Here is a 16,208-nt window from a genome sequence, read left to right as displayed (position 1 = left end):
AGTTAAATTTACCGAGAATAGACCACAAAGCTGTAAAATTATTTCAACAATAGCCTCAAATTATGGGCATTAAGATTTCGACAACTTTATTCAAATGATTAAAAAACGACCATAATTATAAAGACAGGCTCCTTTTTTCCTTATTATTTTTTAGTGCATTTTTTGATTTACCTTTCGGTTTCTCATTTACAGTAGGTGATTTTTTCTCGGTTTCAGGTTTTACAAGCAACAGTTTTTCCAGTTCCAAACTGATCAGTTCCTGAATATCCGCCTTGATCTGCTTATAGTTCTCCTGAATTTCTTCATCGGTTACTGTTCTGATTTTTGGCAAATCCCAGTAGTTATCTCCCTCTGCCTTTATCGCCACATGGTCATTGACAATCTCTGCATGAAACATTTTAAGCTCTATTTTCTGATCCGGATTATCGGCCACCATTCCTACAAACTGTCCCGAAGAAAGCGAAGCAATCTTGCTGGCCGGAATCGCTGAATCCATCTGCGTGGATTTACTTAACGAGGTATCACTGCTGTTGATACTCAAACTTTCCCTGTCCTGAACGATCTTTCCAAAAGTCTTCGATAACTTCTCTGCACCATCACCACTCACCTGACCACTGATGATGTTACCGGAAATTCCGGCAATGATATTGGCCTGTTCCGCACCATATTCCTTTTTTAGCTGTTCTACGGACTGGATTCCAATGGTACAGCTGACCAAATTGCTCCTTGCTGTTGTGATGGTGGGTACTAAATCTGCTGTTAATGTGGGATATTCATCGAAGATCAAGCTGCATTTGAGTTTATCCTTTTGGTTCACCAGCTTTAGAATTCTGGTCACATATAGTGAAAGTACCGCACCATAGGTTTGCAACTTCTGCGGATTATTGCCTAAACACACAATCTTAGGTTCCTGGGGATTGTTGATGTCCAGCGTAAAATCATTCCCGCTCAACACATAATACAATTTCGGGGATACCAGCCTTGCCATACTAATCTTGGCACTTCCAATCTGCCCCTCTAGCTGGCCCCATTCTTCTTTCTCCCAGGCGGAAATGAAAGGGTTCAGTAAAGCCTGAATTTCCTCTTCTGTTGTGAGGATGGTGAAAAGCCTTTTGTAATCAATCATCATGAGTTCAATGACATGTGGCAGCGTACAATACCTTCCGTTATCATATTTCTTCAGGAACCAGATCAATGCCGTCACAAAACTAATGGCCGATTCCACAAAAAAATCACCCTGCTTTTTCAGCCATTCCCGGTTTAGCCCCAACATGATCGTCCGTGATGACTCTGTTGCATCCGTAATATCTGTCATCCCTTGCGGCTCTAGTGGATTGCAGCGATGCATGATCTCATCGAAATTGATCACATAAAATGAGGGTTTAACTTTATAGTTCTTGGCATACTTGAGTAGTTTGTTATAGGTGAGCGTACTTAAATCACTGTATTTGAAATCATAGACCAGCATGGAAAAACCTTTCTTCAGGTGCTGATCGATTACGTGGCGAATATAAAAATAGGTTTTCCCGGCACCGGCAGATCCCGACAACAAAGTGCTTCTGAAAGGGTTGATGATATTGATCCAGCCATGCCTCTGTTTACCCTTTAACCAGTATTTGGTTGGCAGGTTAATGCTGTACTCATTCTCCAGCAGCCGCTCTTCCTGCGGAAAGGTTTCATTGTCCTTATTGAACGTGTCACCACTGAGATTGACTTTTATTAATCTGGATAGCAAATTTCCCCCGGCTAAGATCAGCAGGTAACCGGTACTTGTTACGCCCATGTATAAAAGTGCAATCGTGTCTTCGGTTGATTTTAGGCTTAAGAAGAAGTGGCTAATTGAGTAAAGCAGCAGGCCGGTTACCAGGTAGGTAATGATGGTCTGCTTTCTGATCTTTTCATCTTTCTTTCCTTTGGCAGCCATTAGTGAGACAATCAGTAAAAGTAAAGCAGCTGATTTAGACAGGAGTTCCGTTTTGAACACAGCCATTGGCATGATCTTTTTCAGAATGTTATCTGCGGGTTCTGCTGTCAATTGCCATTGTTGAAAGGCTGGGTAACAAAAGATGTAAAAATGTATGGCAAGAATGACCAGGCTGAGTAGTCTTGTAAAATCGGTGATCTTGCGTAAGGCCTGTATGTTTTCTCCTGTTTGCATAGTGAAGGGTTTAAATTCTTAATTTCTTTCGTTTCTTTTTCTTAGGCGGCTGGCCGGAGGGGTCGAAATGGTCTTTCATTAGAGTTTCCAGCAGTTTTGAATTGATTTCCGGGGTGTCAGTTTTTATAGGGTTTGTTTCGGTTTTTTCAACGGATTCAGTTGACATTCGAGTGGTTTTCATTAACTTTTGTAAATGATCGCTTGCTTTTTGTGAAGTTTTCGATTGACCGATAGCATCCAGGATAGCTTTGGCGCTGTAGGCCTTTCCCAGATCACTTCCATTAAACACCGTTTTGTTCTTGTGATCAACATAGGTGATTCCAAATGCTTGACCATTTGCACCAATCCTAAAAATGGCTGCAATTCCCTGCGCTTTTAAAGCCTGTAAAAATTCGTCTTTGGTTCCTTTTGGTTTTATTGCTTTGTCAATTGTCTCCTTTAAACCTCGTTTGAATTGTAGCCTGCCCTGTTCATGTTTTACAAACTGCTTTTCCAATGAAGGTAAAGTGGGTTTAGTATATAGTGAGCTGGATTTGATGGGTATTCCGATTTTGTTTCCCTTTTCATCCAGCAGGCTATACATCAATCCTTTTTTCCGGAACATCAGGGTGTCTTCTGCACCCCTATCGGCAGTGACATTGAATTGTCTCAGTACGGCGTTTAATTCTGCCAGTGAGGTAAATTTATAGGCGTTGATAACGGCATTTACGGTGTTGCTGATTACACGTTTAGTGGGCAACCTCCCGTATTTTATTTTCGTGATGTCGATGGCTTTAATTCCCGGTTCCGGTTTGTATTGCTTGCTTTCTGCCTTAACAAGGCTGTACTCGATCTCGATTTCTTTCCGTGCTTTTTCAGAATGGATTGCACCAATATTATGCAGGTCGATCCGTTCTCCGGTTGCTTGAATATTTGTCGTCACTAAATGAATGTGGTCATGACCGGCATCGTTGTGTCGGTATGCTAAAAACGGCTGATCGCCAAAACCGATTTTCTCCATATAGGTTACTGCAATTTGTTGCAAGGTTTCATCTTTCAGTTTTTCGGATGAATCAAAATTTAAGGAGATATGCAGGGTGTTCGTCTTTACTTTGGGATTTAGCATGAGTAAGTTCTCAAACCGTTGTAGTTTTTGGCTGAAGTTCATTCGGTCGATGTCCCCGGCAAATCCGCTGGCCAGTATTAGCTCGGCCTTTCCTTCCAGCACCTTGTTTTCATTGTAATTCAGTACGCCTCTCAACTTTTTCCCTGTTATGATCCTGGCAACCATTTCTCCGCGAGCCTATTAATTATTTTGAGTAGTGTATCAGTTTTCAATTCTACCTTTTCGTATAGCTGCATTACTTTTGAGACCTGGATGATCTGAGAAGTTTCCCGTTTGTCAATGTGAAAAGCTTTGGTGATCTGGTTGATATTGATGCCAATTGCCCGTAACTCTTTTCTAATTAATGCCAGCTCTTCCATAGCGGAATTGAGTGTGAGGTCCTTGTAGAAAAGGGTTATCTTTTCTTTGCTCAGGATCTTGCGTGCCGCTTCTCCCACCGTGCGGCAATCGCTGCTTTTACTGATCTTTTCGAGCCTTTTAAATGCGGCATCAGTTAAGCGAATTCTTAACACACGGTTCAGTATTTTCTCCGGGTCAGCAGATTTTTTCCTCGCCATTACATTGATCTTTTACCGGTTCTAGAAGGGGCAAGTTCCGCAGCCCCTTCGTTTCCTGCGGGAGCAGGCGAAGAGATTTTCGTAGACGAAAATACATCTTTGCTGGGCTCAAACGAGACTGATTTTACCCCGGGCTTCTGCGGAGAAATCCTGTTTGTAGTCATCATCATCTGCCTGGATTTAGTGAGCCTTTCCGGGTTTGTGATAAAGTTTTTGTTCTTCCTGGAGTTGGCGTTGTTCGTCTTCCATCGGGAGCATGGAGCGGAGCAATTGCCGGATTTTCTTTCGTTCCTGAACGATCTTCTTTTTGGGTAATCGCTGGATGTAAGCCGGTCTTGGTAACGGCTCCTCTGCTTTAAGTTTTGCTGTTGTTCTCATGGCAATAATTTGTGATCGACAAAGATTGAAGTAGCAGCAGGTCTGCATTCCCATGCTGGGAACGGATAGGGAATTCGATGAGGGATGATGGGACAATTGCCATAGTATTGAAATCAAATTTGAATTATCTACATGGAAATAAGAAAATAAATGTCAAATGAAATTGGGCAAATGAAATATCATCCGCTATTCCTGCATCCAAGATCGCTACGTTATCTTCTGGGGAGTTTGTGGGTATTGTCGCCGATAGTCCGAGTGAAAGGATCAGCTTAAAAATATTTCATGGGGAGATACAGAACGATCATGAAGCAATAGCAAAGGAAGAAGCAAGCTATGTACCGCTTCCTGAGATCAGAAAAGTGACCTATGAAGATATGCAGGAGAATTACAATCAAATCAAAAAGGAAGCCGCCAATATTATAGCAGATGAACTTAAAAAACTGGAAGAAATTGAGCAAGCTAAAAAGAAACGGACTGATAAGGTACAAAGGACTAAGCAAAGGGAGATAAAACCACGTACCCAAAGAAAGTCGGTTCCGTCTTCAAGAAAGAAGAACTATGATAAAACCACCGAACAAGCTAAAGATGATCAGCAGGCGATGTCAATGTAATTGGTAATCAGGCCCATTTATTCATTTTATCTTAACATTTGCTTATCTTAGCTCTCAGGGAGCACGCACATGTCGGTATATCATACATACAATGGAGAGCAACTGATTGCATTTTTGCGGTCTGGCGACCATGCGGCGTTCACGGAAATTTACAACCGTTACTGGGAAAAATTGGCCGATGCCGCCTTTCAGCGACTTCGTTCCCGTGAAGATGCCGAGGAAGTGGTACAGGAAGTGTTTGTCAGCCTCTACATCCGCAGGGAAGAAGTGAATCCAAAATCAACCATCGAAGCCTATTTAAAAACAGCCTTGAAGTTCAAGGTAATTGATGCCTACCGCGCACAGCAGTTGCACTATAACCACATCGACAATCTGATACAGGAAGCAAGCTTGCCCCCGTTGTCGGCTGATGACCAGTTGGACATCAAGGAACTGAAAAGACGTGTTCGTGAGGCAGCAGATAAACTGCCGGAAAAATGCAGGGAGGTTTTTATGATGAGCCGCTATGAACAGCTTTCACATCAGGAAATTGCCGACCGCACCGGAATTACCACCAGTACGGTAAAAAAACACCTGCACAAAGCCATGCAGATTTTACGTGAGGAGTTCAAGGGCAACCATTTCGACTTGATGCTTTTGTGCTTCCTGCTCCTTGCTAAATAAAGTGAAACCTGCTCCTTCTGAAAAATTAACTAAAATTTATTGTTCTGTTAATCAATAGATTACATTAAATTTTCAAAAATAATGGTTTTTCACTAGAACCTTTTGCCCGCTGCTCCGAGTACAGTTATATGAGCAGTAATCAGGAAGAATACAAAAAACATTTACTGGAGATCATGACCAGGTTAAAAAGCGGGGAAGCTACCGAAGCAGAACTTCGTGAAATAGACCAATGGTATGAAGGATCGGCGTCTGATGAAAAGTATGCCGATGGAATGTCAAATTCTGAAAAGTTGCAGGCAAAGGCTAAAATGCTCCAACGCATCAACAGTAGAATTTATCAAGAAGCTGTTCCTCTAAGAAAGATCAACACCCATCAAAATTTGAGGAAAATGGCATTGGCCGCTGTCCTTTTGGTGATTGCGAGCGGAAGCATATTCTTTTATCAGCAGAACAGGCAATCAAAATCAGATCAGCAAATACTTGCGAATAAGATTGCACCAGGCGGAAATAAAGCAATCCTAACCTTAGCTAACGGCCAAAAAATCAATCTGAACGATGCGCTTAACGGCCAATTGGCAACACAGTCAGGTATGCGGATTACCAAGACCGCAAACGGACAATTGGTTTATGAGGTGGCTAAGGACGGTTCATCGGAAACTACTCCACAATACAATACCATAGAGGTTCCGGTTGGCGGTCAGTGGCAGGCCATTTTAGCAGATGGTTCCCGTGTTTGGTTAAACGCTTTGTCCAGCATTACCTTTCCTACCGCCTTTACCGGAAAGGAAAGACGTGTGGAAATCAAGGGGGAAGCTTATTTTGAAATTGCACACAATAAGGCCATGCCTTTCAGGGTTTCCAGTTTAGGTCAGACGGTAGAAGTTCTTGGAACGCATTTCAATGTAATGGCGTATGCAGACGAAAAGGTAATCAAGACCACTTTGCTGGAAGGTTCTGTTAAAATATCTGATGGTGGCAGAACGCAGTTGCTGAAGCCGGGCGAACAGGCACAGGTTAGCGCTAACAATATCAAAGTTACCAATGATGTAGATATTGAAGATGTGGTGGCTTGGAAGAATGGCTATTTCAAATTCGCTGACAACTTGGAAAGTACAATGAACAAGATTGCCCGTTGGTACGATGTGGAAGTGGTGTATGAAGATAAACCGGACAATTCATTGTCTTTTGGTGGTGAAGTTTCAAGAACAAGAAATATCAGAGATGTGCTGAACATTATGGAATATACAGGCAAGATTCACTTTAAGATCGAGGGAAGGAGGATTTTAGTGAAGAAATAATTACCCAGTCCGGTATTCCAAAAAGAAGCCAAAGGTGTTACTAGCACCTCTGGCTGGTGTTTGGGAATACCCGTTTCCGATAATCGGATTAAATATCAGTTGACACAAACATTTATAGACTAAACCCAAACAATTCAAATTTATGAATTTAAACTTACATTATAAGTATGGAGGCAACCGCCATGCTTTACATAAATTTCTGCTGGTTATGAAGCTTATTGTACTTTTGATAACTACAGCTATTCTTCAGGTAAGTGCAAGCACCTACGCACAGAAAATTACCCTGAACAAAACCAATATGCCTTTGGAAAAGGTAATGAAAGAGATACGCCAGCAAAGTGGCTATGACTTCTTTTACGACCTGAAACTAATTAAAAATACGAATCCTGTAAGTATCAATGTTAAGGATGCCTCTTTGGAAGAGGTACTTGACAAGTGCTTTGTCAACCAGCCTTTGACCTATAAAATTGGCGATAAAGTGGTGATGATAAAGGAAAAAGAGAAAGGTTTTTTCGAAAATATGATAGCCCGATTTCAAGCAATTGATATCACTGGGAAGATTGTGGATGAAAATAGCCAACCATTAATTGGTGCAAGTGTAAAAATAAAAGGCACGGACAGGGTAACCAGAACTAATGAAAAGGGAGAGTTTCTCTTGTCCAATGTGGATAAAAATGCTGTATTGGTGATTTCCTATTTAGGCTATCAGGATAAGGAAATTAAAGTACTTAAAGAATTAGGAACGATTGCGCTCAGCATTTCTACTGGAAAATTAGATGAAGTTAATGTGGTTTCAACTGGTTATCAAACCTTGCCAAAGGAAAGGGCTACAGGGTCATTTACTATTGTAGACGATAAGACAATTAACAGAGGTGTTGGAACGAATATTCTTGATAGATTAGAAGGAGTTACAAGCGGACTACTTCTTTATCCACGTAATCTAACAGGCAACTCATCTAAAGTTACGATACACGGAAGAAGCACTCTGTTTGCCAATGCTGCACCATTAATTGTACTAAACGGCTTTCCTTATGATGGTACAATTGACCAAATAAATCCGGCCGATATCGAATCAATAAACGTATTGAAGGATGCTGCTGCAGCATCAATATGGGGAACGAGGTCGGGCAACGGGGTCATTGTCATCACTACCAAAAGCGGTCGTAAAAATCAGAAATTGACTGTTGGAATTAATTCAACGTTGACAATATCAGATAAACCGGACTTATATTATATTCCGCAGCTATCATCTGTAGAAACGATTGATCTTGAACAATTCTTGTTTGCCAAAGGCTTTTACAACTCAAGGTTTAATAATGCATATAATCCGGTTTCCCCCGCTGTGGAGATTTTCAATCAGCGCAAAAATGGCATTATAACGGCAGCCGATTCAGCCTCAAAGATCGACGCTTTAAAAGGATATGACGTTCGAAAAGATATTGAAAAATATGTTTACCGGAACAAGGTGCAACAACAATATCAGGTAAACATAAGTGGAGGAACGGATAACCATACCTATTATCTCTCTGGAGGATTTGATAGAAATTTGGAGAGTAAAGTTTCCGACAGATATGATAGGATTACACTTAATGCTAGTAATGACTACTCGATGTTTAAAAACAAGCTTTCTGTTAACACTGACATTAATTATGTTTCAAGCACTAGTAAAGCAGGCCAGACGTATTCCCCATTTAGTCCATACGAGCGCATGGCGGATGAAAATGGAAATTCTCTTCCTACCGTGTTTCGCTCAGGATTTCGTATGTCATACGTAGATACAGTGGGAAATGGTAAACTACTTGATTGGCATTATAGACCAAAAGATGAGCTTGCTCCTACAGTTATAGCAAAGCTGAATCAATATAGAATAAAAGCAGGGGTTGATTATAAAATAATTGATGGACTAATTGTTTCTGCAAACTATCAATATTTAGCAGAAAACTCAGAAAGACCAAGTAATTTAAAGGCTACAAGCTACTTAGCTAGGAGCACCGTAAATCAATATTCAACCATTTCAAATGGGGTTGTGAATAGGGTGATCCCAATTGGTGATATCCTTGGTCAGAATACAGGAACAAACTACTCCAAAATACTCAGGACACAGTTGAATTTCAACAAATTAGTATCTGGTGATCATGAGATCAATGCAATACTTGGTTATGAAGCAAGCGACAACAGAACAACTAATGTTACTCAGACATTGTATGGGTATAATTCCGAGAATATGACAAGCGTAAATGGAACAATTAACCCACAATTCAACTACCCATTTTATTACGGAGGGCTATCTGGAATGATCGATACCACTCCAATCTTAGTGGGGGCAATTGCCATAAATCAATCTTATTATGGTAATTTTTCATATACGTACAAAGGAAAATATATCGCTTCAGGGAGTGCCAGAAGAGACGAATCTAATATTTTTGGAGTTAAAACAAATCAGAAAGGAGTTCCGTTGTGGTCGGCAGGATTAGCATGGAATGTGGATAAAGAATCATTTTATAGCTTTGATTGGCTCCCAAAATTAAAGACTCGAGCTACATTCGGATATAACGGCAATGTTGATAGATCGGTTTCAGCCTACCTCACAGCTCGTTTGACACAACTAAACAACATCTATGGGGATCCTACAGCTGAAATACAGAACCCACCCAATCCCTCACTAAGATGGGAGAAAGTGAAAACTTGGAATTTTGGAATTGACTTCAGTTCCAAAAACAATATCATTACCGGCAGTCTAGATTTTTATCAGAAAAATGCAAACGATCTAATTGGAAATTTAATTAACGCACCCCAAACGGGGGTATCACAATTCAGAGGAAACGGGGCCGATTTGCAGACTAAAGGTATTGATGTACTAATTCGAAGCGATAATCTGATAGGTAAATTGTCTTGGAACACCACGGTACTCTACAATTACAATACAGACAAAGTAACAAAGTATGAGGTTAAACAGAGTACGAATTTACAAACTGTTTCTAATAATACAACAAACCCACTTGAGGGCTATCCTTATTATTCAATTTTTAGCTTTCCTACTGCAGGATTGGATGCAACAGGAGCACCTCAAGGTTATTTGAACGGAAAAATCAGTAAAGATTATACTACAATTACCTCGGTATTTGACCCTAGTCAGCTTAAGTTTCATGGTTCAGCATCACCAAAGCACTATGGAAGCGTCATTAATACATTTGGTTTTGAAAACTTTGAATTAAGCTTCAACCTCACTTATAAATTCGGTTATTTCTTTAGACGGGAGAATGTGTTTGGAGGCAGCAGCTATGGATCTGCACTGAGTCCTGCATATATATTTGCCGATTATAATAAAAGATGGCAGAAACCTGGAGACGAGTTTACAACTAACACGCCCGCATTAGTTTATCCCAACAGTGCCGTTAGGACTGATTTCAATACCTACAGTGAGAACCTAGTTGAAAAGGGTGATCATTTGCGATTACAGGATATTCGATTATCATATTACTTAAAAAATAATTCTCTGTTAAAATTCAAATCAGCTAGCATTTTTTTATACGCACGAAATGTGGGTATTTTATGGAGAGCCAATAAACTAAATATAGATCCAGACTTTCGAACCAATGCTATTCCTGCACCCTTCACGGGATCTGTAGGATTAAATCTTAATTTTTAATTCTATAAAATGAAAAAGATAATTACTATGCTACTGGCCATTTGTTGTTCATATGGCTGTACTAAAAAATTAGACCTAAAGCCCAACACCGCTATTGTTCTACCAGAAACCATTGCTGATTTCGAAAAAATCTTAAGTTATGACTACATGAATGTCACTCCTGGATTCTTACAAGTTTCAGCCGATGATTATTTTATTCCATCACTTCAAGACTGGCAGTCAACGTTTCTCGTAACCACAAGATCTGCAGCTATTTGGGATAAAGATATATATCATGGCGAACGGACAACTTTAGATTGGAATATTCCGTTTCAGAATATCTTTTATTGTAATAGCATATTGGATGTCATTAAATCCAAGAATATTGATGCCGATTTAGAATTGAAGCGTATAAAAGGCTGGGCTTTGTTTACCAGAGCATATTCTTATTACAATTTGGTAAGTATATTTTCGAAAGGCTTTGATGAAACAACCGCCTCCACCGACCTGGGTCTTCCTTTACGATTAAGTTCGGGAGTCGATGTTATTTTACAACGAAGTACGGTAAAAGAAACTTATGATCAGATATTAGCTGATCTGAATGAAGCAGGCGAGCTACTGCAAAAGGATATCAACCTAGATAAAAGAACGCGACCGTCTAAGGCGGCGGTTTATGCTATGCTTGCTAGAGTCTACCTGGGTATGCGAAAATATGATGAAGCGGGGTTAAATGCTGAGAAGGCCCTTAGTATTTATTCGAAATTGACAGACTACACTACCTTAAGTAAAACATCGACAAATGCATTCAATTTTAAAAGTGATGAAATTATTTACTACACCAGACTAGACGGTTCTTATAGTGAGTTTACAATAAGTAGCCAAAGCACAACATATGGTGTAAACCCTGATATTATTAACTTATATAGTCCTAATGATCTAAGATTTCCAATTTATTTTCAAAAAAACAGCTTAGGAAATTACAATACAAAGCCAATTAATAGCGGAGGAGCGGTTCAATCCTTTACTGGTTTGGGAACCGATGAACTATTTTTAATCAAGGCAGAATGCTTAGCCAGAAAAGGTCAAACGCAGCCCTCCATGGATGTACTAAACCAACTGATTTCTACACGCTGGGGAGCTACCGCAACTGTTCCTTCCAAACCGTATCAAAATATTACCGCTACTTCTCCTGAAAATGCTTTAGATCAGGTTTTATTGGAGCGCAGAAAGTCTCTGATCTGGCGGAGTGTTAGATGGACTGACTTAAAACGGCTCAATTTAGAGGGGCGTAACATTACAATTACAAGAAATGTTGCAGGAACAATCTATTCGCTGGAACCTAACAATCCAAGATATGTGCTACCAATCCCTAATGATGAAATCGCACAAAGTGGAATACAACAAAATATAAGATAACTAACCATCATTGATATTACATGAAAAAATTACTTTCTTTTATAGCAGCTATTGGTTTCCTATGCTCGGGAGCGACAATGGCTCAGACAAAAAATATCATAATTTCTGGAAGAATAGACTCAACGATCGTCAAATATTTTGAACTAAATGAAATAAAGATTAAAATATTTGATCGCGCGTCAAAACTTACAAATGATGAGCAAGTTATTACTGTGCCCGTTACCCCTGACAGAAAGTTTAAAGCAGAAATTCCTGCTAATTCTAAACTTGTATATTTATCATTTTGGGCATTAGGAAAGAATCGTAAAAATGCTTTTACTCCTATCCAAGGTCAAACTCGGTTTGCCGATAAATATGAAGAATTATATCTATTTGAGCGGGGAGATAGCTTAAAATTAAATATATGGAAAGATGGGAAGATGTCTTTTACTGGTAAGGGTTCTGAAAAACTCAAGCTACAAAGCTACCTTTATAATCTTCCCCATACATATGAGAGTCTAAGCCAACGGTATGTCGATTTAAGAAATCAGAAGAAGTTTGGTGAGCTTTTGCCATCTTTTGTTGCCGCCTTACATACAGATAATAGCATTAGAAAAAATCTGATTGCAACCTATAAAGGGGAACTTCCAGAAGATGTTTATCAGATATTACTGATTGATGCATTGTCCAGGACTGAAATCGAAATTACAGAAAATCTGTATTTCACAAGCGGCGTCGAATTTGCTGATGAGTTATCTAATGCCGTTAGACTAAAGCAGCCCGAATCTTTCAATGCAAAATATATAAATCTATCTGCATTTTATACAGACTTGATTTTTCTGAGAGAACTTAATTCTTATGGAGCTAAAAATGCAGTTAATCGTAAGGAAAATTACTTCAAAGGCCTATACCCGATCTTGAAGAGAAAATACACTGGCCCTTTCCGAGAGGACTTATTATTGGTTGCAAGTAAAAGAGCGCCTTCAGATTTTGTAAGGCCATTCATAAATGACTTAATGAGCATTTCGATTGATCCCTTGAATAAAAAGGCTTTTTCAACATGGAAAGCAAAGGAATTTTCTTCTGCGTATCCATTTGCTTTAAGTGATCAAAACGGCCTTATTCACAATTTAAGTGACTACAAAGGCAAAGTAGTGGTGATGGATCTTTGGTTTACAGGATGTGGCGGTTGTATCTGGCTAAACACTGCTATGCGACAAATAGTTGAAAAATATAAAGATAATAAGGATATCGTCTTTTTAACCGTCAGCGCAGACACCAATAAAGAACAGTGGCTTAAAAGCATTCCGACTGAAAGGTATACATCACCAGGAACAGTTAATTTATATACTAATGGAAAAGGTTTTGATGATCCCATTTGGACTTATTATGGTTTTATTGGTGGACCCAATCAACTCATTATAGGTAAGGACGGAAGTTTAATTTCATCAAGACCTCCCAATTTAGTTCTGGTGGCACAAAAAAATGACAATGGAGAACTTCTGGCATCAGGTTTACTTGAAACACCAATCGGAAAAGAGTTTATAAACATGCTTGATAAGGCGCTACTTAAAAATTAAATCATGAAGATATTTAAACTAATCGTTATAACGATAATATGTGCGACTGCTATTTCTTGGCGAACAGCTCCAAATGATAAATATTCTGGGAATTGGGTCTTAAATAAAGAAAAAAGTGATATTAAAACATCACCTGATTTTAAATTCCCAGAAGCTATAAATCTAGCTCTTACAAAAGATTCAGTATTCCAATATTCCGTGATTAACCAAGGTGATAAACTTGTTAAGACAAAAACAACCTCAAGTGCGCTATCCGGTGCCAAAAGAGAAAAAGTAATTTCTGAAAAAGAAAAGCTTATTAGTTCTTTTGCCTGGGACGACAGCAAAAATAGACTGATTAAGAAACAAATATTGGTAACAAATGATGCGGAATCCAAAATTCTCACTACTGTTGAAGAATCATGGACCATCTCTGAAGATGGGACGAGATTGACCTTGATTCATAATAGAAAAAGTCAAAACGATCCTGCTAATACTTATGTAGTAACTGGAGTTTTTAACAAACAAATAGCTAATTAACATGAAGAGTTTATATATATACCTATTTTTATTATTTTTTGTAGGATGCAAAAAAGATGAGGTAACATTTAAGACATCCAGTTCAATTAATGTAGTTAATGCTGCAATCGATATAACAGCTATCAAGGTCAACCCATCAAATAAATCCATTAACTACGCTAAAACAACAGATGTGGTGGCTTATGGCACAAGCAAATTTTATTTCTCAGAGCTCGGGCAACAAACACTGACTGCGGTTTCTACAGCGGATACTACAAAAGTTTTGTTTAGTAACAATTTCAATTCCGAAGGCGGATTTCACACCTTATATCTTGCTGGTCAAGCTCCTAACATAGATACACTATTTAGACGTGAAGTCAACTTTCCATTCATCAAAACTGACGTGACTACACCTGCAATTGAGGATAATGTAACTACTCTGCGATTTGTTAACCTATCGCCTAACAGTCCTGCCTTAAAGATTAACATTAGGAACAGTACGACGAACGAAGTGGATAACTTCAGCTATAAGTCAATTAGTGAATGGAAACGGTATATGAACAAAGCTGCAACAACGACCATTTTTGAAATCAGGAATGCATCTACGAACGCCTTATTGTTGACTTATACATTTGGCGCTAGCGCAACAAATAAATTTAAAAACGTAGCGTTGGTCATTAAAGGTTTAGTTGGTGGAACAGGAACAAATGCCTTTGGGGTTTTTCCGGTGAATTATTTTTAATGAGCATTTAGGTAAATAGTTAATAATGATAAGCATTGCAGGATGGATTTCCTGCAATGCTTTTTTGTTTAATTAAAAAATGAATATGAAAACATAACCACTCCCTTTTATCCGAATCCCATCCTACTGTTGACTAACTTAAATATCTACTAATATGAAATATGTACTTGAATCTTTAGAACTGTTTGTAAGAAGTATCATTAATGCCGAAATTACCGCTGATCATAATAACAAGACAGAATTTGTTTCTTTGTCCAAGAAAGTGAAACGGCTGGAAAAGCTGATGCTCAGCGAGATGGAAATTTAATGGAATGCAATATCAGCTGCGATTCGAAGAAGAACACCTGCGAATTTACATTTTATTCGCAACGCATGGCGATGCGGAAGTTGATCAATAGGATTGATGATGTCCAGCATGGAGAATTAGTCTAATTCCCTGATTCTGTTGGCGCTATTGCAACATCGTTTATTTCGTTGGATTCAGATGGTTTAATCTGTTTGATGAGGTAATCAGCCAGATTAAAACGAAACTGTTCAAAATTGAGATTCGTTGGCTCACCTAATTGATTAACTCCCGAATATCCTAACAGAACTAACTCTTTGTCCTCGATATCTCTATATTTTTTATGAGTATTCATTCTTTGTGCACATAATAATAATTTGATTACATCTATATTATTGATAGCCACATTGTGAATTCTAGTGACGCACTCAATTAGTACTTTAAAATAAGGAAAAATGTCGAAAGAATCTCCCATTACTTGAAAGTCAGTTTTGACACGCTTGTGCCAGTCCATACCCGATAGCAACGCAGCTTTGAAAGAACAGATGAAGACTGCGGTTCGCCTGGAGCCGGGAGTGTTGACTTACTATGCTGTTGCGGATAAGAAAAAGCCAGCCAGTATAACCATTCTTGAAATCTATGCAGATTCAGCAGCATATCAAGCTCACATCTTAACGCCTCATTTTCTAAAATATAAAAAGACAGTGGAGCATATGGTTAAAAAACTGAAGCTTGAAGATGTGGACCTAATTGGAATCGCACTAAAGCCAACAAAATAAGTAAGGATTCTTGATGTCCGGATTTTCTTTCGTTCGTACTAGTAGATTATTCACTAATTTTAAATATGAAATTTAGAATAGCGGACTTATCCGATATCGCACAAATGCAAGTGGTCAGGCACCTGGTAAAAGAAAACACGTTAAGTGATCCCAATTTGGTTCCCGATAAGGATGTTGCTTATTACATCACCGAAAAAGGAAAGGGATGGGTGGCTGAAATCGACGGTACGATTGTAGGTTTTTCTATTTTAGACCTGCAAGATAAAAGTGTTTGGGCATTATTCGTCGATCCTGTCCATGCAGAAAAAGGAATTGGAAAGGAATTGCACCGGTTAATGATAGAATGGTACTTCAGCCAGACCGATGATACTATTGTATTGGGCACCGCTCCCAATACCCGTGCTGAAAGATTTTATGCGCTTCAGGGTTGGAAAAATCTTGGGAGCTACTCCAATGGCGAAACTAAATTTGAATTGACCTTTAAAGATTGGACAAATAGGAGAGCTTAATTATTATAACTTGATTTCCATTCG

Annotated in this window: 17 protein-coding genes; 11 read left to right on the top strand and 6 right to left on the bottom strand. The window is 39.0% G+C overall.

Annotation, left to right across the window (positions count from 1 at the left end):
• Nucleotides 1-115: 115 nt before the first annotated feature.
• Genes mobC (B9A18_RS01315) through B9A18_RS01300 form a run of 5 tightly spaced genes read right to left on the bottom strand, consistent with a single transcriptional unit; the run spans nucleotide 116 to nucleotide 4,198 of the window.
• A complete protein-coding gene (gene mobC / locus B9A18_RS01315; protein WP_084286862.1) occupies nucleotides 116-2,158 on the bottom strand; it encodes a conjugal transfer protein MobC in 2,043 nt (680 codons plus the stop codon).
• 10 nt (nucleotides 2,159-2,168) lie between these two features.
• Nucleotides 2,169-3,428, bottom strand: coding sequence for a relaxase/mobilization nuclease domain-containing protein (locus B9A18_RS01310; RefSeq protein ID WP_084286861.1), 1,260 nt, complete (start codon nucleotides 3,426-3,428; stop codon nucleotides 2,169-2,171).
• On the bottom strand, nucleotides 3,410-3,820 hold the full coding sequence (gene mobC / locus B9A18_RS01305) for a plasmid mobilization relaxosome protein MobC (protein WP_084286860.1): 411 nt from the start codon (nucleotides 3,818-3,820) through the stop codon (nucleotides 3,410-3,412). Before mobC (B9A18_RS01305) ends, B9A18_RS01310 begins: the two co-directional genes overlap by 19 nt.
• The gene (locus tag B9A18_RS25110) at nucleotides 3,820-3,990 is read right to left on the bottom strand and encodes a hypothetical protein (protein WP_159452569.1); all 171 of its coding nucleotides are present in this window, start codon (nucleotides 3,988-3,990) and stop codon (nucleotides 3,820-3,822) included. The genes mobC (B9A18_RS01305) and B9A18_RS25110 overlap by 1 nt, the downstream gene beginning before the upstream one ends.
• Before the next feature lie 10 nt (nucleotides 3,991-4,000).
• A complete protein-coding gene (locus B9A18_RS01300) occupies nucleotides 4,001-4,198 on the bottom strand; it encodes a hypothetical protein (RefSeq protein WP_084286859.1) in 198 nt (65 codons plus the stop codon).
• A gap of 230 nt (nucleotides 4,199-4,428) precedes the next feature.
• Between B9A18_RS01300 and B9A18_RS01295 the strand changes: the two genes are divergently transcribed.
• From B9A18_RS01295 to B9A18_RS25105, 9 genes are all read left to right on the top strand, one after another.
• The gene (locus B9A18_RS01295; protein WP_084286858.1) at nucleotides 4,429-4,809 is read left to right on the top strand and encodes a hypothetical protein; all 381 of its coding nucleotides are present in this window, start codon (nucleotides 4,429-4,431) and stop codon (nucleotides 4,807-4,809) included.
• A 69-nt stretch (nucleotides 4,810-4,878) separates the two neighbouring features.
• Nucleotides 4,879-5,472 carry an RNA polymerase sigma factor gene (locus B9A18_RS01290; RefSeq protein ID WP_084286857.1) on the top strand — a complete coding sequence of 198 codons (594 nt, stop codon included), beginning with the start codon at nucleotides 4,879-4,881 and terminating at the stop codon, nucleotides 5,470-5,472.
• 128 nt (nucleotides 5,473-5,600) lie between these two features.
• A complete protein-coding gene (locus B9A18_RS01285) occupies nucleotides 5,601-6,770 on the top strand; it encodes a FecR family protein (protein ID WP_084286856.1) in 1,170 nt (389 codons plus the stop codon).
• Between the two features lie 142 nt (nucleotides 6,771-6,912).
• Nucleotides 6,913-10,419 (top strand): SusC/RagA family TonB-linked outer membrane protein, encoded by a 3,507-nt coding sequence (locus tag B9A18_RS01280; RefSeq protein WP_084286855.1) that lies wholly within the window; start codon nucleotides 6,913-6,915, stop codon nucleotides 10,417-10,419.
• A 9-nt stretch (nucleotides 10,420-10,428) separates the two neighbouring features.
• Entirely contained in the window at nucleotides 10,429-11,814 is a 1,386-nt protein-coding gene (locus B9A18_RS01275) for a RagB/SusD family nutrient uptake outer membrane protein (RefSeq protein ID WP_084286854.1), read from the top strand.
• A 20-nt stretch (nucleotides 11,815-11,834) separates the two neighbouring features.
• On the top strand, nucleotides 11,835-13,373 hold the full coding sequence (locus tag B9A18_RS01270; RefSeq protein WP_084286853.1) for a TlpA family protein disulfide reductase: 1,539 nt from the start codon (nucleotides 11,835-11,837) through the stop codon (nucleotides 13,371-13,373).
• A gap of 3 nt (nucleotides 13,374-13,376) precedes the next feature.
• Nucleotides 13,377-13,892, top strand: a complete 516-nt coding sequence (locus B9A18_RS01265) for a hypothetical protein (RefSeq protein ID WP_084286852.1) — start codon at nucleotides 13,377-13,379, stop codon at nucleotides 13,890-13,892.
• A gap of 1 nt (nucleotide 13,893) precedes the next feature.
• Nucleotides 13,894-14,613: a DUF4397 domain-containing protein gene (locus B9A18_RS01260; RefSeq protein ID WP_084286851.1), complete on the top strand. Its 720-nt coding sequence runs from the start codon at nucleotides 13,894-13,896 to the stop codon at nucleotides 14,611-14,613.
• 154 nt (nucleotides 14,614-14,767) lie between these two features.
• Nucleotides 14,768-14,920 carry a hypothetical protein gene (locus B9A18_RS25105; protein WP_159452568.1) on the top strand — a complete coding sequence of 51 codons (153 nt, stop codon included), beginning with the start codon at nucleotides 14,768-14,770 and terminating at the stop codon, nucleotides 14,918-14,920.
• Nucleotides 14,921-15,041: 121 nt separating this feature from the next.
• Here the strand turns inward: B9A18_RS25105 and B9A18_RS01255 are convergent, their stop codons facing one another.
• Nucleotides 15,042-15,371, bottom strand: a complete 330-nt coding sequence (locus tag B9A18_RS01255) for a hypothetical protein (RefSeq protein WP_084286850.1) — start codon at nucleotides 15,369-15,371, stop codon at nucleotides 15,042-15,044.
• Nucleotides 15,372-15,441: 70 nt separating this feature from the next.
• On the opposite strand from B9A18_RS01255, the gene B9A18_RS01250 reads away from it, so the two are divergent.
• Together B9A18_RS01250 and B9A18_RS01245 are read left to right on the top strand one after the other, a co-directional pair.
• The gene (locus B9A18_RS01250; RefSeq protein ID WP_144009361.1) at nucleotides 15,442-15,675 is read left to right on the top strand and encodes a putative quinol monooxygenase; all 234 of its coding nucleotides are present in this window, start codon (nucleotides 15,442-15,444) and stop codon (nucleotides 15,673-15,675) included.
• A 65-nt stretch (nucleotides 15,676-15,740) separates the two neighbouring features.
• Nucleotides 15,741-16,184, top strand: a complete 444-nt coding sequence (locus tag B9A18_RS01245) for a GNAT family N-acetyltransferase (RefSeq protein WP_084286848.1) — start codon at nucleotides 15,741-15,743, stop codon at nucleotides 16,182-16,184.
• Nucleotides 16,185-16,208: the final 24 nt, after the last annotated feature.

The organism is Pedobacter nyackensis, from assembly GCF_900176505.1.
Lineage (GTDB): Bacteria > Bacteroidota > Bacteroidia > Sphingobacteriales > Sphingobacteriaceae > Pedobacter > Pedobacter nyackensis.
The sequence above is the reverse complement of the archived record's forward strand: the minus strand, read 5'-3'. Positions and strand labels throughout refer to the sequence as shown.